General features: G+C 37.8%; 22 protein-coding genes, 1 pseudogene and 2 riboswitches. Of the genes and pseudogenes, 9 read left to right on the forward strand and 14 right to left on the reverse strand.

Features of this window, described 5'->3' with window-relative positions; all coding sequences use genetic code 11:
- Positions 1-201: 201 nt before the first annotated feature.
- A complete protein-coding gene (locus MUG87_RS06730) occupies positions 202-429 on the forward strand; it encodes a hypothetical protein (RefSeq protein WP_247086711.1) in 228 nt (75 codons plus the stop codon).
- 37 nt (positions 430-466) lie between these two features.
- On the opposite strand, the gene MUG87_RS06735 is transcribed toward MUG87_RS06730, so the two are convergent.
- Both MUG87_RS06735 and MUG87_RS06740 read right to left on the reverse strand, forming a co-directional pair.
- Complete coding sequence (locus MUG87_RS06735) at positions 467-2,575, reverse strand: RNA degradosome polyphosphate kinase (protein WP_247086713.1); 2,109 nt, start codon at positions 2,573-2,575, stop codon at positions 467-469.
- A 117-nt stretch (positions 2,576-2,692) separates the two neighbouring features.
- Positions 2,693-4,207: a Ppx/GppA family phosphatase gene (locus MUG87_RS06740; protein WP_247086715.1), complete on the reverse strand. Its 1,515-nt coding sequence runs from the start codon at positions 4,205-4,207 to the stop codon at positions 2,693-2,695.
- A 279-nt stretch (positions 4,208-4,486) separates the two neighbouring features.
- On the opposite strand from MUG87_RS06740, the gene MUG87_RS06745 reads away from it, so the two are divergent.
- On the forward strand, positions 4,487-4,924 hold the full coding sequence (locus MUG87_RS06745) for a YkyB family protein (RefSeq protein ID WP_247086717.1): 438 nt from the start codon (positions 4,487-4,489) through the stop codon (positions 4,922-4,924).
- A 10-nt stretch (positions 4,925-4,934) separates the two neighbouring features.
- On the opposite strand, the gene MUG87_RS06750 is transcribed toward MUG87_RS06745, so the two are convergent.
- From MUG87_RS06750 to MUG87_RS06760, 3 genes are all read right to left on the reverse strand, one after another.
- Positions 4,935-5,588 carry a YkyA family protein gene (locus MUG87_RS06750; protein WP_247086719.1) on the reverse strand — a complete coding sequence of 218 codons (654 nt, stop codon included), beginning with the start codon at positions 5,586-5,588 and terminating at the stop codon, positions 4,935-4,937.
- Between the two features lie 6 nt (positions 5,589-5,594).
- Positions 5,595-6,356 (reverse strand): polysaccharide deacetylase family protein, encoded by a 762-nt coding sequence (locus MUG87_RS06755; RefSeq protein ID WP_247086721.1) that lies wholly within the window; start codon positions 6,354-6,356, stop codon positions 5,595-5,597.
- 397 nt (positions 6,357-6,753) lie between these two features.
- Complete coding sequence (locus tag MUG87_RS06760) at positions 6,754-7,158, reverse strand: hypothetical protein (RefSeq protein ID WP_247086723.1); 405 nt, start codon at positions 7,156-7,158, stop codon at positions 6,754-6,756.
- A 304-nt stretch (positions 7,159-7,462) separates the two neighbouring features.
- Between MUG87_RS06760 and MUG87_RS06765 the strand changes: the two genes are divergently transcribed.
- Together MUG87_RS06765 and MUG87_RS06770 are read left to right on the forward strand one after the other, a co-directional pair.
- Positions 7,463-8,233 carry a DUF3967 domain-containing protein gene (locus tag MUG87_RS06765; RefSeq protein ID WP_247086725.1) on the forward strand — a complete coding sequence of 257 codons (771 nt, stop codon included), beginning with the start codon at positions 7,463-7,465 and terminating at the stop codon, positions 8,231-8,233.
- 134 nt (positions 8,234-8,367) lie between these two features.
- Positions 8,368-8,514 (forward strand): hypothetical protein, encoded by a 147-nt coding sequence (locus MUG87_RS06770; RefSeq protein ID WP_247086728.1) that lies wholly within the window; start codon positions 8,368-8,370, stop codon positions 8,512-8,514.
- 115 nt (positions 8,515-8,629) lie between these two features.
- On the opposite strand, the gene MUG87_RS06775 is transcribed toward MUG87_RS06770, so the two are convergent.
- Complete coding sequence (locus tag MUG87_RS06775; protein WP_247086730.1) at positions 8,630-9,607, reverse strand: HD domain-containing protein; 978 nt, start codon at positions 9,605-9,607, stop codon at positions 8,630-8,632.
- A 107-nt stretch (positions 9,608-9,714) separates the two neighbouring features.
- Positions 9,715-10,692 (reverse strand): magnesium/cobalt transporter CorA, encoded by a 978-nt coding sequence (gene corA, locus MUG87_RS06780; protein ID WP_247086732.1) that lies wholly within the window; start codon positions 10,690-10,692, stop codon positions 9,715-9,717.
- A gap of 122 nt (positions 10,693-10,814) precedes the next feature.
- On the opposite strand from corA, the gene MUG87_RS06785 reads away from it, so the two are divergent.
- The gene (locus MUG87_RS06785; protein WP_247086734.1) at positions 10,815-11,981 is read left to right on the forward strand and encodes an aminotransferase A; all 1,167 of its coding nucleotides are present in this window, start codon (positions 10,815-10,817) and stop codon (positions 11,979-11,981) included.
- 20 nt (positions 11,982-12,001) lie between these two features.
- Here the strand turns inward: MUG87_RS06785 and MUG87_RS06790 are convergent, their stop codons facing one another.
- From MUG87_RS06790 to MUG87_RS06800, 3 genes are all read right to left on the reverse strand, one after another.
- Positions 12,002-12,226, reverse strand: a complete 225-nt coding sequence (locus tag MUG87_RS06790; protein ID WP_247086736.1) for a hypothetical protein — start codon at positions 12,224-12,226, stop codon at positions 12,002-12,004.
- Positions 12,227-12,474: 248 nt separating this feature from the next.
- Entirely contained in the window at positions 12,475-12,930 is a 456-nt protein-coding gene (locus MUG87_RS06795; RefSeq protein ID WP_247086738.1) for an RDD family protein, read from the reverse strand.
- 67 nt (positions 12,931-12,997) lie between these two features.
- The gene (locus MUG87_RS06800) at positions 12,998-13,246 is read right to left on the reverse strand and encodes a hypothetical protein (protein ID WP_247086740.1); all 249 of its coding nucleotides are present in this window, start codon (positions 13,244-13,246) and stop codon (positions 12,998-13,000) included.
- A gap of 207 nt (positions 13,247-13,453) precedes the next feature.
- Here MUG87_RS06800 and MUG87_RS06805 point away from each other — a divergent pair, with 207 nt between their 5' ends.
- The 3 genes from MUG87_RS06805 to MUG87_RS06815 all read left to right on the forward strand — a co-directional run bounded on the left by MUG87_RS06805 (position 13,454) and on the right by MUG87_RS06815 (position 14,836).
- Positions 13,454-13,777, forward strand: coding sequence for a hypothetical protein (locus MUG87_RS06805; protein ID WP_247086742.1), 324 nt, complete (start codon positions 13,454-13,456; stop codon positions 13,775-13,777).
- 61 nt (positions 13,778-13,838) lie between these two features.
- Complete coding sequence (locus tag MUG87_RS06810; RefSeq protein ID WP_247086744.1) at positions 13,839-14,099, forward strand: hypothetical protein; 261 nt, start codon at positions 13,839-13,841, stop codon at positions 14,097-14,099.
- Positions 14,100-14,233: 134 nt separating this feature from the next.
- Positions 14,234-14,836 carry a DUF955 domain-containing protein gene (locus MUG87_RS06815; protein ID WP_247086746.1) on the forward strand — a complete coding sequence of 201 codons (603 nt, stop codon included), beginning with the start codon at positions 14,234-14,236 and terminating at the stop codon, positions 14,834-14,836.
- 237 nt (positions 14,837-15,073) lie between these two features.
- Here the strand turns inward: MUG87_RS06815 and MUG87_RS06820 are convergent, their stop codons facing one another.
- From MUG87_RS06820 to MUG87_RS06835, 4 genes and pseudogenes are all read right to left on the reverse strand, one after another.
- Positions 15,074-15,223 carry a YvrJ family protein gene (locus MUG87_RS06820; RefSeq protein WP_247086748.1) on the reverse strand — a complete coding sequence of 50 codons (150 nt, stop codon included), beginning with the start codon at positions 15,221-15,223 and terminating at the stop codon, positions 15,074-15,076.
- Between the two features lie 63 nt (positions 15,224-15,286).
- Positions 15,287-16,333 (reverse strand): S-methyl-5-thioribose-1-phosphate isomerase, encoded by a 1,047-nt coding sequence (gene mtnA / locus MUG87_RS06825; RefSeq protein WP_247086750.1) that lies wholly within the window; start codon positions 16,331-16,333, stop codon positions 15,287-15,289.
- 68 nt (positions 16,334-16,401) lie between these two features.
- Positions 16,402-17,505: pseudogene (gene mtnK, locus MUG87_RS06830) on the reverse strand (S-methyl-5-thioribose kinase); the annotation flags it as partial.
- A gap of 81 nt (positions 17,506-17,586) precedes the next feature.
- A riboswitch (SAM riboswitch) is annotated at positions 17,587-17,728 on the reverse strand.
- 70 nt (positions 17,729-17,798) lie between these two features.
- On the reverse strand, positions 17,799-18,578 hold the full coding sequence (locus MUG87_RS06835) for a carbon-nitrogen family hydrolase (RefSeq protein ID WP_247087550.1): 780 nt from the start codon (positions 18,576-18,578) through the stop codon (positions 17,799-17,801).
- 191 nt (positions 18,579-18,769) lie between these two features.
- Here MUG87_RS06835 and MUG87_RS06840 point away from each other — a divergent pair, with 191 nt between their 5' ends.
- On the forward strand, positions 18,770-19,960 hold the full coding sequence (locus MUG87_RS06840) for a pyridoxal phosphate-dependent aminotransferase (protein WP_247086752.1): 1,191 nt from the start codon (positions 18,770-18,772) through the stop codon (positions 19,958-19,960).
- Positions 19,961-20,002: 42 nt separating this feature from the next.
- Positions 20,003-20,107, forward strand: a riboswitch (SAM riboswitch).
- Positions 20,108-20,117: the final 10 nt, after the last annotated feature.

Raw genomic sequence — 20,117 nt, forward strand, 5'->3', positions numbered from 1 at the left:
TTACACTAGATGCAGTCTGCTTTGCTATTTGTGAACGTCCTCCCTAAAGAAGTGGGCTTTTTTATCTTCTCTTTCGTCTAAAACTCTTTACTTATAATCATATAAATATAAAGATATAAATTGCCTATTTATAGATTGTACTTGCTCCGTAAAGGACAATTTCCCATACAATACATAGAGCTTAAAGAAGGAGGTATTACGATGTATCCATATCACTATCAACCGGTTGCCTATCGTTCTGCTCCCGTTCCACCGGGCGATGCACGGTTCGTTCCATTTTTCGGGTTTCCGTTTTTAGCCGGTATTGCGGGGGGACTACTGGGCGGAGCTTTGTTGGCTGGACCTAGACCTTTCTATCCACCTTATCCTTATGCACCTTATCCATGCGGACCTTATCCATGCGCTCCAGTACCATACGGACCTTATTAAACCAAAAAATTATAAAAGACCACACCATTGTGGTCTTTTACTCTTCATCCGTCTCATCATAGGCCATCTCAAACAGAATGAGCTGACTATCAACTTCTTGTTTATCCATTCGTTTTACATACTGATATTCGCCTTCTACGTTTTGTTCACGAGCTTTTACATTATCTGAAAGTAGTAGCAGCAACAACTCAACAACACGACGCTTCATACCACTTTCTAGGATTGGAAATGCAATTTCCACACGCTTTTCCATATTTCTTGTCATCCAGTCAGCAGATGATAAATATACTTGCTCTTGACCATGATGACGGAAATAATATATACGACTATGCTCTAAATAGCGCCCCACGATACTAATGACGCGAATGTTCTCACTTACTTTCGGGATACCAGGACGCAAGCAGCATGTACCTCGAACAATTAAATCTACCTTCACTCCTGCTCTTGATGCTTCATACAGCTTTTGAATGAGCATTTTGTCAGTTAAGGAATTCATTTTTGCAATAATATAACCATCCCCATATTGTCGATGAAGACGGATTTCCTCTTCAATATGTTCAATAAATGTATCTCTGATGTCGAGAGGGGCTACTGAAATTTTGTGAAATTGCGGTTTCATGGTATAGCCACTTAGATAGTTAAAGAAATTAGTTGCATCAATGCCAAATTCTTTTCGGGAGGTAATAAATCCGATGTCGGTGTAAAACTTGGCTGTAACGTCATTATAATTCCCTGTCCCTAAATGAACAAACCTTTCAACCTTGCCATGTTTTCTTCTTACAACCAGTGTAATTTTACTATGCGTTTTTAAATGACTCACACCGTAAATAACGTGGCATCCTGCTTGTTCCAGCTCTTTTGCCCAATGCACATTATTTTCTTCATCAAACCTTGCTTTCAATTCTACTAGGACGGTTACTTGCTTGCCGTTTTCCGCAGCTGTTTTCAATGCTTGAATTACTTTTGAGTCACCGCTTACACGATATAATGTTTGTTTAATTGCCAATACATCCGGATCTTCTGCGGCTTCTTGTACAAAATCAATTACAGGCTGAAAGGATTCAAATGGATGATGCAATAAGATATCTTGTTCTAAAGCTTTTTCAAATATATCCTCATGAGACGCCAAATCTTGCGGCGCCTGCGGTATCATCGCTTCGTATATCAAATGCTCATACGTATGCGCAAGTGTTCGATACAGCGAAAACATACAGGTTAAATCAAGAGGACCATCAATGATATATAAATCTTTATCATGTACCTCGAGTACACCGTGCATTAAAGATAATACCCGCTCATCCATTCCTTGCTTCCCAATCTCCAGTCGAACTGCCGCACCCCATTTACGCCTTTTTAGCTCTTTTTCAATCACCTTTAGTAAGTCACGAGCGCCTTCTTCATGAATTGTTAAATCTGCATTTCTTGTAATACGAAAATGTGTTACAGACAACACACGGTAGCCTGTAAATAATTTATGAGTAAAATTACTGATTACATCTTCTAGGAAAATAAATTTTTGTTTTCCTTCCTTACAAGGTACAAAAATAAAACGCTCCAATACAGAGGGTACTTGGACAATTCCTAGTTTCGTTCTGTTTTCCTCAATAGCTTGCTTTTCATCGTATAGCATAACAGCTAAATTCAAACTTTTGTTAAGTAACATAGGGAATGGCCTGTATGCATCAACAGCAACAGGTGTTAAAACAGGAAAGATCTGTTCATCAAAAAGCTCTTCAATAAATAAGCGTTGTTCCTTTGTTAAATTTTGAAATGACAACAGCTCAATCCCTTCTTGCTTTAGTGCTGGCAAGAGAGTATGTTGATAGGTTTCATATTGCAATTCTACTAAAGAGTGCGTTTTCTTTGAAATTTCATTCAACTGTTGCTTAGGGGTTAGTCCTGCTTTATTCTCCGGTTGGTTAAAGCCCGCTTTCACTTGATCTTTTAAGCCTGCGACTCGAACCATAAAAAACTCATCTAGATTAGAGCTGAAAATACTGGTAAATTTCAAACGTTCCAATAAGGGATTTCGTTCATCTAACGCTTCTTCCAATACCCGTTCATTAAACGCAAGCCAGCTAAGTTCGCGATTATTAAAATACGCAGTATCATTAAGATTAATGGCATCATTATGTAGAGTTTCCATAAAAAACGCACTTCCTTTAAGCTTTTTTACTATAGTTATCATAGCAAATCATCGTAACACCTAATGTAAAAGTTTTGTAAACCATACTCATATGGCAACACAAATTACTCGTGCGATCTACATATAAAAGTGTAGTTCAATATTTCGCTTCAATACTTTTTCCAACTGTTTTTTTTGCTTTTCAGCCTGAATTTTTTCCGCAAATACTGTTTGACTACACTGAATGTGGAGACACAAATCTCCACGGTCTTCAACCTTTAGACTCTGTACTACCGGGCGTTTCGTCGCATGCAACGTAGCAGCAAGTTGTAAAATAGCCCCCGCAAGTCGAATTGCTCTTTGCTCTTCTTTCGTAAACCACGTCTCAAACGGACGAATATAGGTTTTAAAGGATAACTTTGATTTATAGGATGCAGTTAGAGCAAGTCGCACACGATCTTTATGTGTCATACCGTTAATACTTTTGTTGGCAAGTAAATAAAACGTATGTTGACTACTCGCTTCTTCATCAATATATTTCCCAATATTATATACTTTGACCGCCATTCTCATATATTGCAAATCTTGTTGAGAAAACGTAGCAGCGTGACAAGCTTGTAACTCTTCGCATAACATGATTGCATGCTTCATAAGCTCTAAGACTCGGTCCATATCAACTTCATATTCACGAGCCAACAAATAAAAGCTTTCTTCTAAAACGTTTGGATAATATGGTACACCAAGAGGTGCGGTAAGCTCTTGAAAGAACAGCCCTTCACGTAATCCATTTCTACTTAATATGAATGAAGGTGCTCCTGTATACTTTAAGAGACTTTGAAATACAGTGACAGCAGGAAGAATGGTATCTGCCCTGTCCTTTGCCAGTCCCTCTAACTTTTGCAATTCATGAACTGACAAGACCCTCATATAATTCAAGACTGTTTCTACGTCTATCAGACTCATTTCAAATTGATGAAGACCATATACAGGGTAAGAAATTATGTTTTGGTACACCTTCACCATGTTTCGTGCACTTCCGCCAATTGCAATGACAGGAACATCTTGTTTTAGCCAAGATAAGGTTTGGAATTGCTCTGCCAAAAACCGCTGCAATTGCATATATTCAGCTGATGTTGGAACATCCGCTGCAATAAATTGCTGCTTTAATGATAACGCACCGAACGGAAAACTATGATAATGTAGCAGTTCACGGTTTCGGAAATAAGTAACTTCGGTGCTCCCTCCTCCAATATCAACTGTAATACCCTCTTTATACGAGGTTGTATTTACAACTGCCAAGTATCCATAGTATGCTTCTTCGTATTCTGATAAGACTTTTAAAGTAAAATCTGTTTGCTGTTCAACTAATGCTTGTATGTAAGCTTGATTACTCGCTTGTCGAACTGTGGCTGTCGCAGTACAAATTACATGTTGTAGCTGATGAAAGCGGGTACTTTCTTGAAATTGTCTTAAGATATGCAACAGTAACGCGATGCCTTCTGTGCTTAACTTGCCACTTTCTAAGTATTTCCGAAGTCGTGCTGTTACCTTTATATTCTCAACTTCACGATATACTCCTTCACTTTGTTTTTCATAAATCACTAAGCGGATTGTATTTGATCCAATATCGATAATGCCATATTTTGCAATCAATCAGTATCACCTTTCTTATCATAACGATATAAGTACAACTAGATTTTATTGTACTTATATCGCAGCTTTTCACTATTGTACAAGAGCATTGCTTGCGAAGCCAACAATTGCACAGTAAAAAGAACAGATATTGCAAACGGATAGGAATCCATGATAATGTATATACATCTCGTGAACTGTAGTATGCATACATAAAAATGCCATATCTTTGTACTTATCATATTTCATTTTACAAATGGATAAAACAAAAATTTATGTCATCACTTAGGAGGCAAAAGCATGAACGAAACCCCATCCGCATCATTTGCACATCTTCCTCAGGCTGTGTTCGTTGTAAATCGCCACGCTAAAGCCGCCACAAATCCCAAATACTTATATTGGCTTAAAAAACGTGCACTTGAGAAACTGATTCATGAAGGAAAGGCAGTAAAAAAAGGATTGCATTTTTCACGTAATCCTCGCTTAAGTCAACAGCAATCTGATGTATTGGTACACGCAGGTGACTACTATTTCCATATCCCACCTTCTAAAGAAGACTTCCGTACACTTCCTCATCTTGGTGCACTCAATCAAACATATCGTAATCCTAAAGCGCAAATGGGCTTATCTACAGCAAAAAAAATATTGCAACAATACATCGGTCTTGAAGCATATGAACAAGAAAAAAAGCTATTAGAACCTGAACCTTGGTATAAGCGAGCATATACAAAAAAATAGAGTCCGCTGCTCATGCATTGGACTCTATTTCAAACTTAGCCATACGATAAAAGGATGCTTTTGCTTCATTATATTGTTTGGTATACGTATTGAAGAATTCCTTTTTTGTCTCCACATCTACATACAGTTCATTTACATGCTTGACTTGTATATTAATCGGTTTTAACTTCTCATCTTTACTTTGAAGTTTTTCATACAAAACAAGTTCAGCCTCTAACATTTTCTGATAGCTATTTTGCATAGCACGAAACGCCTGATAACGATCTGCATAGGCTTTTGAAACAACTTTAGCCTGCTTTTTTAATTGGGGTTCTTCTAAATCTCGAATACTTTTAGCTGCATCTTCCATACGCTGATAAGCAGTATCAAGCATTTTGTTTTCTTCTTGTAATATCTTCTCACGTTCTTTTGTATTTTCTATTGCTCTTATAAGATATTCCTTTGCATGTTCACTATTCTCTTGACCGGTAATTAAAATTTCTTCATACAATTGCTTGCTTTTTACTTCAAGAGCCTGTAATTTTTGTGTTGTTTCAAACATATTTTTTTCTTGCTTAGCTGCACTCTCAAACACCTTATACAGCTCGTCTTCGGGTTTCGTCCCACATCCAGTTAACAATGTAATAATAGTCACCATGATGATTAATCTGTACAATCTGTTCACCGTTCCTTACATCCGATTATCATGCCAAAAGTTTAATGAAAAATGTGCATTCTCATTATATACTTCAAAATCATATCCTTTGTTTTGTAAGCCTTCAATAATAGCTGGTAACGCTTGTAGAGATTGCTCTTTTTCGTGTAGAAGAATTACCTCCACATTCTTCGACACTTTAGAAAGAACTGCATGTGTGACCGCACTTGGATCTCCAGGGAATTTCCAATCTAATGAATCAATGGTCCAATCCCATTCCTTAAAGCCATCTGCCACCAGTTGATCACGTAATGGCTTAGTTAACCCGGGCATACTTCCATAAGGACAACGTGTCAAGTGCGCTTTTACGCCCGTTACTTCTTGTATAATAGCTTGAACCTGTTTCATTTCAACTGCGATTTGGCCTTCTTGATATAACCTCTTGTAGTTATGTGTCATACTATGCAAACCCGGATAATGTCCTTCTTTCACAAGGCGCTTCATACTCTCTTTATGATTGGCAACATTAGGTCCCACCAAAAAGAACGTTGCTTTTATATCATGCTGAGCCAGTACATCTAAAATAGGCTTTTGATATACACTTGGGCCATCGTCAAATGTCAAATAAGCAACTTTACGTATTTTTCCATTATATTTCTCAGGCTCTGCCCTTTTTAAATCTCCTGTCGGCTGTTCGCTTACAAGCTGTATGGTATAACGCTCCTCTGCATTTGCTAAAGTTGAAAAAGACTTTACAGACAAAAATATAATTATGAATATAGCGATACATCCTGTCAAAAATAACCCTCTATTTTTATGTAGGGCAGTTAGCATGTTACCAGATCCTTTCCGTTCCCTGTAAACTAGCTTACTAGGATTCTATCTCGATATAAAATAGCATAAAGTATAAAAATCAGGCTAACCTCAAATGCCTACAAAACTCTTCCATAGGCATAATAGTTGTTTATTTGATAGCTACAGTATCGCCTATTTAGTCTAAATTAAATAAAAAGGAGTAAACAAAGTGCATTATGACCGTTCTTTTATTGCAGTAATTTCCTAACTATTTAAATTTACCATCCATTCTACACAATATCCATTATATGCGTATTTTGGTATTTTTTAAAGAACGTTGTAGCATTATTTTAAAATAATCTTAATGTAAGATATATCTAAAAAGAGGTTAATAGGATGATTACATGCCATCTTTCTGAAATGCAGCTTTTTTAGCCAAATATGGACCTTTTAGCACATTTAACACCTGATACGTATAACTCGCAGTTAAAATGGGAGAATTATTATCTCCTACCATTACGTCAAAATATAATATTGCACATTGTCCAGGCTGCAAAGATGGAACAATCCATCTTATTAGGCGGAAAAGCACCGTCGCTTCACCCTCTTGCGCGTGTAACGTAACCGGTATCAAGACCATATTGTCACGAAGCATGTGACTTAACGAAAAATGATTAACTTCATCTCTGCCATTGTTACATACTTCTATTTTAACATGCACTTGTTGGTCTGGCCTAACCGTTATTGTGCTTCCCCAAGCAGCTCCCACTTCTTCACCGCGTACAAAAATAACTACTTCTAACACAATGCTGACACCACCCACATTGATTTGAATTTTCCTCACTTAATATGTATATGTAGGAACCCTTGCACTTTCTTCGTAAACATTTAAAATATGTCATGCTACACTCTTCTGTCCCCTCATGTAGCAATACTGCTTTAATGCTATGTCAAATTACAACATTTCTCTCTGTTTTCTTGGCGTCTTTTCACTCTTTTAAGCGAGTCTTGTAGAAAACTTACAATCATCCGACATTCTTTTTCAAAGGAAGAATAAATAAAGAGGTGGAATTTGTAAGTACGAATTATTTTTTAGGGGGAATTGGCTTATGAACGGGACTTTTAAAACAAAGGATGCCTCCAATAAGATTGGCATTCCTGGTAACATGATACGGAAATACAGTCAAATCTTGGAGCAATATGGCTTCGAGTTTCATACGGTTTCCAACACACGCTTATATACAAATGAAGATTTGCACTTGATTAAGTCCTTACATGAGAAGGTTGAAGGTCTCAACGAAGATATACATAGTGCTGTCGTTTCATTACTACAAGACAAACATCAAGATACATTGATATCTGTTCCTGTAAAGCCCATTACTTCTGTAGAAGATGTAAGTATTACCATTCAACGGCAAAATAAAAAATTTGACGAGTTCATGGGTAAGCTTGATACATTAGCGCAACTCAATGAAGCCATCATTCATCAAAACTCCACGCTAATCTCGCAAAATCGTCAAAAGGATGATAAGTTAGATGAATTGATGCAACAGGTGTATGTAAAGGAATCTAAACAAGAAGAAATGATTCACGATTTGGTACACCATGTACACAAGAATGAAGATAAACAAGAAGAAAAATTGAACAACTTGCTCAATCACTTATATAAAAAAGAAGCCAAACAAGAGGAAAAGATGGGTAAGCTATTCAATCACATGCAAAAAAAGGAAACCACACGAGATGAACAACTTATGCAACTCATTCGAGAAATGCAGGAAACAAAACGAATGATTGCCGCATCAAAGGAACAAACAGTATTTAAATCCATTCGTAATATTTTCACACGCTTTAAATCTGATAAAGCACCTTCTCGCCCATAAGACGTAATAAAAAGTGAACATTATGAAACAAAAGTTGTTACAGCTTTTTGACACTCTTGTCCTGCCTATAGTTGCTACTCATGCATTCACATACAATTTATACTAGTAGTACTATCAAAGGGGGACATTGGTTTATGAAGGGAACAGCCGTTTTTTTACAAGATAATTGTATTACAATTCTAGAGGATGTAGAGAAGTACACTTTTGAAACCTACACCATACCATCTGATGCTACAATGGTATGGTGTGAAAATGAAATTGATTGGGATTACGGTTATTAAAAACACTCCGACTCGGGGTGTTTTTGTATTCTATACTTATCTAGTCAAGCGCAAGGTACAGTACCTACCCTTATATTTTTCCCTACACACTCTTCTCACTGCCTATATAGAGCTTTTATTTTTCATACGTAACATAGTATGTTTTTTGTAGATCACGAATTTGTTGCAATTTCTCACGTGCTGCTTGAGAAATTAACGTAATCGGTTTTCCATCTACCAATACTTCTTTATCGTAAATTTTTTTTACTTCCACCTGTAGTGCTCCCTTTTCGATTTCCTCTGAAACAGAAATACGATAAGGTTCCCATAATATAATATTCATCAATTCTTTAACAAGCGGAGATTCACTTGTTTGCAGATGATATATCAGCTCATAATTAGTCAACGGTTCAATAAATGAAGTATTTATACCATGAAACTCACTGTAAGCCTCAATTGCTTTTGCCAATAATCCATCTATAGCTAATGCGTACGGACTCAAAAACGAAGTATGATCAATAACCATTGCGTCCATAATGTGCAATCCTGTCTCTATATCTGTTTCAATTATATTGCCATTAAAATGAATTTTATTTACAAGCTCATATGGATTATGCACCGCACCACCTTCAAAATATGCGTCTCTTAAAAAACTATCAAAATGATCTGCCCCCAAATATGACGTTGTATTAGTCAAAGGTGTAGCTTGATTTAAAAGCGTGGTGATATTTGTTGGTTTGAATCCATACTTCCTTAAAATCCCTGCAATTTCTCCTTCTTCTATTAATTTTTCTGTATTTTGATGATGATTAAACCCCAAGGTTTTCTCGACTGCATGTGAAAACGGTAAGTGTCCAATATCATGAAGAAGTGCTGCTAATCGCAACTCTTGTTCTTGTGGAAAAAAGCGAGAAATAATAGACCATACGCCGACTGTATGATCTAGCCTCGAATGCATTATAGATGAAAAAAGAGAAGCTGTTCCATAATGTGTTAAAAATTTAAGTCTTCTCAGTGTTTTGCTTTGAAATAGCTCGAGTTCATGCGGAAGTGCAGTCACTTCATAACGATACAAAGGCTCATATATGAATGCTTGTTTAAACGTTTGCCGCATTCTTTCACCACCCGTTTTCGTAAGATTATCAACATACATATGATAGGTTTGGTATTATATTCACTTTTTTGAAAAACGTTTGGGAAAAGATACTATATCTATTGTATTTATTTATCAAACCAACCTTTTTTCTTAAACCACATGTACATCCACCATGCTAAATTGGCCATCACAACAAGTACAATAAAGTAAGAAGGCTTCCACTCAAGCTCAGGCATAAATTTAAAGTTCATTCCATAGACACCTACTATAAATGTTAAGGGCATAAAAATTGTTGAAATAATTGTTAGTTTTTTCATAATATCATTTGCGAAATCTGATGTTATGGATACATAGCTGTCTCTTATATCTGCTACAAGCTCTCGATTTGCTTCTAACATTTCCACCAGTTTCTCGACATGTTCATAAATATCTTGAAAATGCTTTTCTCGATCGTTCTCCTCTTTTTCAAATCGCTCAAAACGCCGAGAATGAATTAATCGATATAATACGTCTCTTGTTGGTACTAAAGAGCGACGCAGCCTCGCCAACTTGGAGCGAATTTGAAATAACTCCTTTAAGGAATGTTTTGTGGTACTAACGCTAATGTAATCATCCATTTCATTTAGAGTATCTTCGATATCATAGATTGGTTGAAAATACGAACCTACCATTTGATCTAATATGTAATGCAGCAGGTACAATGGTCCTTTCCCTATCTCTTCCTCCTCTTCTACCACACCATTGACGACTTCAAGCCATACTTGGTCTATAACCTCATTAGAATGCTTATGCACTGTAACTAAATAATTCTTTCCTATAAATACATTCACTTCTACAGCTTCATCATTAACTTCATTTATGACATTAAACACAAGGAAATGATAATCTTTAAAAAATAAGACTTGTGGTCTTTGACCTTCCATTTGACAGGACTTGATAGCTTTATTATGAAATTGAAATTTTTGCCCCAATATCGTATCATATTCTTCTTTAGTAGGTGCACAAACATCAATCCAATACCATGTACCGTTACAACCAGTTACATCCTCGATTGTTTTTTGGAAAGAAAAACCACCCTCCAATATCTCCAAAACCTGAATCATATGCTACCTCCAGTCCCGCTATTCATAATAATTTAGTATAACACACACAATATTTCAGACATAACCGAACTAAAAAATGTGTTACAATAAAAAGACCTTAATGACGGAGGCTATTGCTTAACATGGAACATTTATTAAATACACGTGTACAAAACATCGAGATTTCTGGTATTCGGCGCTTTTTTAATATGATTCAAGAATATGATAACCTTATCTCCTTAACAATTGGACAACCTGACTTTCCGACACCATCATTTGTCAAAGAAGCAGGCAAACGTGCCATATCCGATAATGTGACCAGTTATACACATAATGCCGGCATGCTTGAGTTGCGCATAGCAGCATCTAACTTTCTAAAGGAAAGGTATTCTCTCACCTATGAACCAACGGATGAGGTGATTGTAACCGTCGGCGCAAGCGAAGCCATTGATGCGGCATTTCGTACCATTTTAGAAGAGGGCTGTGAGGTTATTTTACCCGTACCTATTTATCCTGGCTATGAACCCATTATTCGTTTATGCGGCGCAGTTCCTGTTTTTGTAGATGTAAGAGATACGGGTTTTCGTTTAACCGCTGAAACACTAGCAGCTGCTATTACTGATAAAACACGTTGTGTGGTGCTCCCTTATCCTTCTAATCCAACTGGGATTACGTTAACACTTGAGGAATTACAAGACATTGCATCCGTTCTACAAGATAAAGATATATTCGTCCTTTCAGATGAAATTTACAGCGAACTGGTATACGAGGGATCACATCACTCTATCGCTCAAATTCCGTCAATGCGTAATAAAACGATTGTAATTAACGGTCTGTCAAAGTCTCATTCTATGACAGGCTGGCGCATTGGCTTCTTGTTTGCTCCTGCTTATATTGCCAAACATATGTTAAAGGTTCATCAATACAACGTAACATGCGCTACTTCTATTTCACAGTATGCAGCAATTGAAGCCTTGACGGTAGCAAAAGATGCGCCTCGTATGATGCGCCATCAATATAAGAAACGACGCGATTATGTATACCACCGTTTAACAGCAATGGGACTTGATGTTAAACGTCCTGGCGGCGCCTTTTATTTGTTTCCTTATATTGGTCAATTCGGTGAAACCTCCTTTTCCTTTGCAATGCGTCTTGTGAAAGAAGCTGGTTTGGCAGTTGTACCGGGCAGTGCTTTTTCAGAATACGGTGAAGGTTACATTCGTCTTTCCTACGCTTACAGTATGGAAATGTTAAAAGAAGGTTGCGATCGATTAGAAATGTTCTTAGAACAAGAAAAGAGAAGGAAATAATTCCTTCTCTTTTGCATTGATTAGTCTTGTTTCCACGCATCTAAGAGTACACGCCATCCAAAGAACGCAACTGCAAACCAACCAATAAAAGTCACCATATATTTCAGAAAATCGATAAACCCATCTAGTGCAGTGATATTAAAAAAGTGGAAAAAAGAAGTAAGAGAGCTATCGATTGTTCCTGCAGCCATTGTCCATAACCATCCTACAAACGCTGCAAGGAAGAATTTTGTCATATTCTCCATTTATGTCACCTCCATCACATCTTGTTATAACACTAACCATGATATGAAAGCGCTAACAATTATGTGACCACAGTAACCTTTGAACGATTTGTCCCACAAAAAAAGGGCACGCTCATCGATGCGCGCCTCTCAATGGAGGGTACTTATATAGGAGATGCCAGTCCTATATAAAAACTATTATACTTGTTATCCATATCGAATTTTGTAAAATTTTGCACAAAATTTAAATTATTTTTACAAATCAATTATTACAAAACGGATACAATTTTTGTTTTTGCTACAATATCATGATAACCTTTGTTATCTTTTCGAAACAGCATAATGTATATATTCACAATAGCGGGCATTCCAAGCAAAATAATGTTAGGCAGAACAATGGTGATAAAACGCAAAAGTAATGTGTTTAATCCTACTTGATCTCCATCTTCCATTACAATACGTGTACGTGTAATTTTTTTCCCAACCGTAAGACCCTTCCATACCAATGGCAAAAATACAAAATATAATAGCATCAACACTAAAGCGAATATTAGATCGTACTTGTAATTTCCAAAACTAACATAAAAACGATTAGTTACTGCACTATAATTTCCTGTTGCAATAGCTACAATTACTCCATACACAAAAGAAATTAAAAACATATCTATTGCAGCTGCTCCGATGCGAGTCATTGTTAATGTTGATTTGTGTATTTTAAGCTTCATTTCTATTCACCTTTCCCATCATTTACAAATCCCATGGTAACATGTCACTCTATAGTTGTAAACTAAATCAATACGTTCTTCTTTCCTCTATCCATACAGATACACAAAAAGTGAGCAACGCAGTAATTCCAAATAAAACCGCCCAGCCGCATAACATTTTTCCTATTATACCGCTTATATAAAAGTGCAACCATAAAAAATATATACTTCCTAACGCATATACAAAGGAAGGTATGTACGGAATGATTGTGTTGTGAAACAAACTTGTTAACAAAAAAGAAAGACAGCAAGCTGTAATACAAATAACAATAAACATACAATGCCTCCTTTTGTTTATTATCTGCTATTTCATGACTATACACTAACGCCAAAATATGTATATGTTGATGCTTCTCTTTTATACAAAAAAATGCCAGTACAAAAACCAACGTTTGTACTAGTTCATTTGTCCAGGTCCATTTGTCCCTATTCGCATATTGTATGGTGTAACCATATTGAAACGACAGATAAAGGAGAGGTTAGTTTGGCTAGACGAAGCAGAAATAATTTGGCAAATATTTTAGGGCAAAATTTTGTGGCAGGTGTTACGGATGAGGTAGAAGATGTATTAGGCACAGGTACAAGATCTGCTGAAAATCAAAAAACAGCACACGTGCACGCTCATGTACAAGAGAGTGGTAACTCCAATGTTAACTTAAATTTAGGGTCTACTCTTCAAAATCGTGGGGACTTGGAAGGCGGCCAGACAGCTGTTTCTCCAACAACAAATAGCGTATCAAACGAAGAATTGCTATCAAATCTGTTACCATTGCTAAACAGACTAGTGAGAGAAAACGAATCATTATAATTGGATTATAAAAAGCAGACTACTCGTTGTGGTCTGCTTCTTACTAAAGGAGGATGATGACATGCGCAGTCGCGCCAGTGTATCTAACAGCGGAAACTCTAACGTAAATATGAATGTCACCGTAGACACAAGTCCGATTGCCTATTCTATGGCTTGCTATTTACATGCCAGTAAAATGGTTACGGATGAACAATTTTTGCATATGCTTAACAATTTAAATGCATTACTTGGCAAAGAGAATATGCCCCTTCCGCCTCTCTTATCTAATAGTACACAAAAAACACCTATGAACGATATAAAAACTTTGAAAAAATTTATTTAAAATAATGAAATGTCGGCTTCCCCCGTCATTTTCATATTTTTCAAATCACTTCTATTTATACAAAAGTAGGACAAATATACAGGCATATCCACCCTTTCTACATATATTGTTACATCACATATTTGAGGTGTTATATGACTTATATCAATATAAGTATTTTCACAACTCAGCACGCCTATACAAGAAGTAATCGACTTGCAAGAGATGTGATGCTAACCAATTCCATTTGGCATCCAATTACATTCCAACTGGATGAGATGAAGCACCTTCCCTTTACTTTTCATGATCGTGAAATTAGCTATACATTGCCATTTGCTCAGCAACCCAAAGTTCACAATATGCTCCAAAGTTGTCTGGAGCTCGCACCAAATTCCGAGATTTACATTTGCTACGTGGGTGGAAACTACTTTATGGAGCCACACGTCATTGGCTGCGCCTATTCACAGCGTTACCATGATACGTGGAAAGGATTCGTTATTTTAACAAATGCAGCTGCATCATACGCAAATATGTATACATTCCCCCATGAAATTGGGCATATTTTATTAACACGTAAAGAAAAGGCACGTCTAACAAATGCCGACCCTGATTGCCCACTCGGATCTCCTCACCATCCAGATCCTTTTAATTTAATGCATGCGGTTGTTCCTGGTCCTCTTCATACACGTTCTAGGTTGCCACTACTCACCTCCAACCAACTTCAACTCGCTCTTAATAGCCCTCTGTTGCGTAAGTGATACTATAAGACAAAAAGGACTGATAGTGGTCCTTTTTGTCTTGGCTGTGTTGAATTCAGATGTTGCTGATTGACACATGTTGATTGGAGTGAAGGGAGTGAGACTTCTGCAGGAAAAGCGAGTCAAAGGAAGACCCTGCAAGCGCATATCGCTGAGGAGGATCCCTGACTGGCGCGAAAAGCCAACCCCTGTAACGGAAATCAACAACGAACTTTAACAGAACCTTTGTCTTATAGTTCAACTTTTGTTCATGCTTTGCATATGCTGAGGAAGCTTCTCAATTGCCAGCACAACTGCATCAAGCTTTGTTTCAACGCGATGAAGCAGGTATAAAGTAACTACAATTGGAAAGCCAACATTGCCGACTAAATGAACCCATTCCTCCATGACTTTTCCCTCCTTTCTCTATATAAATAACTCTTTACTAGAGAAAAAGGGAAAAGCAATTGATTATAAAAATAAATGTTTTATTTCAGTTTCAAAATCTCCTCTTATAATGCCCTTTTCTGTAATAATGCCTGTAATTAAATGATGAGGCGTTACATCAAAAGCCGGGTTGTATACTGCAACCCCTTCGGGTGCTGTTTGAATACCTTGGATATGTGTGACCTCTTCAGCTGAGCGCTCTTCAATGACAATATCAGCACCGGTTTGCAAAGATACATCAAATGTAGATAAAGGAGCGGCTACATAAAACGGAATCTCAAAATACTTGGCTAATACAGCTAGACCCAAAGTACCAACTTTATTTGCAGTATCACCATTAGCGACAATTCGATCTGCGCCGACAATAATTGCTGCGATGCTCTTATTAGCAATTGTACTTGCGGCCATATTATCTGTGATCAAAGTTACATCTACATCTGCTTGTTGCAACTCCCAAGCGGTTAAACGTGCCCCTTGCAACACTGGACGTGTTTCACTCGCATAGACTTTTATATGCAACCCCTTTTCCTTCGCCACATAAAAAGGAGCCAACGCCGTTCCATAACGAGCTGTAGCAATACTTCCAGCGTTACAAATTGTTAGTACAGCATCTCCATCATTAAAAAGTGTTAAAGCATGCTCACCAATTGCACGGCACACTTCTTCATCTTCTTGCTGAATTGCAATTGCTTCAGCTTCTGCCAATGCGATTGCTTCGCCCACTGATAAAGCCACTTGAATTGCGGCAGTTACACGGTTCAGTGCCCAAAATAAGTTGACTGCTGTAGGTCTTGAGCTAGCTAAATAAGATTTTGCCGAGTCAAAGATTTGGAGAAATGTTTCCATCTCCTCTGCTTTGGTGGCTTGAGCGGCAAGTACCAGACCGAATGCAGCTGTAATACCGATAGCCGGCGCTCCCCGAACCTCTAAAGCTACAATACTATCCCACACCTCAGTCACTGTTTTTAGTTCTTTGTAATACACCTCAAGTGGTAGCTTTGTTTGATCTAATAAAATAATAGATTGCCCTGTCCATTGAACAGAGCGCGGTACATTTAACCCTACAGTCATGCTGTCACCTCATCACTTGTTTGTAGCAACACCTCTTTAAATACGGCGATATGTACAGGAAATTTGCTCAATAACAGCGCGCTTCCGTAACGAAGTGCATGCTGCTTGGCACGAAGTCTGCTTACCTCATTTTCTATACCATCCAAGTCTGCAACATGTGCCAATCCAATCGTCCGGCGAATAACTTCGCATCCTGCAAATAAAACTGTATCATTTAAAACCCCTTGAAGAATGTGTTCCAGCCACTTTTCACTTGTTGTATACGCTTCTTTCCCCTCCCGTTTCCATAAATCTGTAAAAGTCTCAACAAAAACAAACCATGTTTTTTCTATATGTTCAAATAAAATAGTTCGTTCATGATACGGGCGAGAAATAGCATTTAGTAATAAATTTGCAAAAAATTGCCCTAAATCAAAACCCATTGGCCCATATGTTGCAAACTCTGGATCAATTACTTTAGTTTCCGTCTTTGAAGCAAAAATGCTCCCCGTATGTAGATCGCCATGAAGTAAAGCCTCTTTACAGGTTAAAAATTTATATTTAGCCTGCGCGACTTGTAAACGCAATTCTTCGTTTGCCCATAACTCTTCCACTCGCGGTTGTAAAGCAACTTCAAACGCATTTGTATCAATATTGGCAAATGGATCTGTAAAGACGAGATCTTCGGTAATTTTACATAAGTCCGGATTTACAAAATTCCCATCCAGCACTCGTTTTTCCTGCGTATCCATTCCAAAATCTGATGTATAAAATAAGGTCTTTGCTAAAAATTCGCCAATGTGCTCAGATAAAAGTGGGTATGTTTCACCTTCAATGAAACCTGTTCTGGAAATCGTTAGGTGGGATAAATCTTCCATCACTGTAACAGCTAACTGTTCATCGTGATAATACACCTGTGGAACAAGGTGAGGTACATATTTTGCCTGAATTTGCAAGGCTTGGCTCTCAATAGTTGCTCGTTTTAAGGAAAGTGGCCAACTTTCACCAACTACCTTTGCATATGGTAACGCTTGTTTAATAATAATACTTTTATCCGTTCCGATAATATGAAATACCAGATTTAAATTTCCATCCCCGATTTCACGACAAGTTATAGTCTCAGTATCTGTAAAATATCCTAGTTTCCTTGCTAACGAAACCGCTTGTGCTTCGTTCAAAGGTTGATATGTCATATAGATTCCCCCAAAATGTATGATAGCGGGGTTTAAAAAAACCCCTTTCGCGACGAAAGAGGTTTGAAGGCAACTTCTCCCCTCTTATCTGTCAGAAAGTTTTCTTTCTGCTGGAATTAGCACCGTGCCTTACAGGCGAATAAATCGCCCCATTTCACAATGGTATTACGGTCGGTTGCTGGGTGTCATTGGGCCAAGTCCCTCCACCTGCTCTAGATAAGAGTTTTAGTTTTTAGAAAGTTTAAAGATTACGAAAACGAGCATAACAAGAATAAAACCATTTTGTCAATAGCTTATTGATAAATATTTTTACGGCGATCAGCAAAAACCGGAATGCCTTTGCGTACTTCTTTCACAAGCTCTCTATGAAGTTCACCATATAAAATTCCTTCTTCCTGTCCCAATCGTACAACAACTTCTCCCCACGGATCAATAATGAGACTGTTACCAGCAAATACATTATTTCGATCTGCGCCAGCCCGATTACAAGCAACCACATAACATTGATTTTCAATAGCACGGGCACGCAATAATGTTTCCCAATGCGCTAAACGAGGTAGCGGCCACTCAGCTACAACAAATAAAATTTCTGCACCTGCCACTGTGTGCGTTCTCATCCATTCGGGAAAGCGGATATCATAACAAATAAAACCTGCACACAACGTGCCTTCAATAGAAAACATCCCTGTTGTACTCCCTGCTGTTAAATATTTATGTTCATCCATCAGTTGGAACAAGTGTGCTTTACTGTACTCCATCAAGCATTCACCTTGCTTATTATAGACATACATTGTGTTAGTCACATCAGTTCCAATGCGCTTTGCAATCGATCCGCCGACGATTGTTACAGCAAATTGTCTTGCCCATTTACGAAATAAGGCTTGCACAGCTTTTCCATTCTCATCGGCTAATACATCTAATCGCTGCAAATCATAGCCCGTCGTCCACAACTCTGGAAGCACTACTACATCTGGTTTACCTAACATTGCTTCCTTCAGCATCACTTCTACAAGTTCTATATTTTTTTCAACATCACCAAAAATTACATCGGTTTGCAAACAAGCTACTTTCATCACGAGTTCCCCCCTAGTTCGTTATCTTCACAAGCTACACTTCTTTCCATACTTCTAAAACTCCTCTTCCTTCATGCATACTGCTTTTTCTCCACATAGAAAGAATAGTTTACATTTTACTTTACAAACTCCCAACAAGAATATATGATTGTTCACTAGAATTGCAACAATTTTCCGAAGAGGTGAAATACATGAAACATTTCAACCCCTCCACGACATTGACTTCGCTACCTAAGCAATTCTTTGCAGGGCTGGTACAGAAGGTAAATGCAGTGATAGCACAGGGTCATGATGTAATTAATTTGGGACAAGGAAACCCTGATAGACCAACGCCAAATCATATTATTCAAGCATTACAACAGGCAGTAGGAGAACCTGTTCATCATAAATATCCACCTTTTCGTGGTCAATCTTCCTTGAAGCAAGCTGTTGCTGACTTTTATGCCAGAGAGTATGGCGTAACAATAGATCCAGAAACCGAAGTTGCTATATTGTTCGGAGGTAAAGCCGGGCTTGTAGAGCTACCTATTTGCTTTACAGAACCCGGTGATAGTATTCTGGTGCCAGACCCAGGTTATCCAGATTATTGGTCCGGCGCAGCGTTAGCACGTATAAACATGGAAATGATGCCGCTCTTGCCGGAGAATCAATTTCTTCCTGACTACACATCTATTAGTCTAGACGTAGCAAAACGAGCTAAAATGATGTTTTTAAACTATCCTAATAATCCTACAGGCGCAATTGCAACATCAGCATTCTTTGATGAAACCGTTGCATTTGCGGAACAACATGATATTTTGGTTTGTCATGATTTTGCATATGGTGCAATTGGATTTGAAGGTAAAAAACCTCTTAGCTTCTTACAAACACCGGGCGCAAAAGATGTTGGAATTGAAATTTATACATTCTCCAAAACGTATAATATGGCAGGCTGGCGTATCGCGTTTGCAGTTGGAAATGCAAGCGTGATTGAAGGGATCCATGTATTGCAAGATCATATGTATGTAAGTATCTTTGGTGCTGTTCAAGAAGCGGCTCGTCAAGCCTTATTACAACCGCAAGATTGTGTAACGGAATTAGTTGCTTGCTACGAATCTCGTAGAAATGCTCTCATTTCTGCTTGTCATCAAATTGGTTGGGAAGTAACTGCACCAGAGGGCTCATTCTTTGCATGGCTTAAAGTACCTGAGGGTTATACCTCGCAACAATTTGCAGACATTCTGCTTGAGCAAGCTCATGTCGCGGTAGCACCCGGATCTGGTTTCGGCTCCCATGGTGAAGGCTATGTACGAGTAGGTCTTTTGCATACAGAAGAACGTCTACGAGAGGCAATCAATCGCATTTCACAATTGGAAATTTTCAAAAAAGCGTTGACAACTTAACATTTTTTTGCGAAAATCCAATTATTCAAAAAATATAAAGCCATTTTATCAAGAGCAGGCGGAGGGACGAGCCCGATGAAGCCCGGCAACCGACTTACCTAGTAAGCACGGTGCTAATTCTCGCAGCATAATGCTGAAAGATAAGGATGCAGATAAA

Source organism: Ectobacillus sp. JY-23 (genome assembly GCF_023022965.1).
Classification (GTDB): Bacteria; Bacillota; Bacilli; order Bacillales; family Bacillaceae_G; genus Ectobacillus.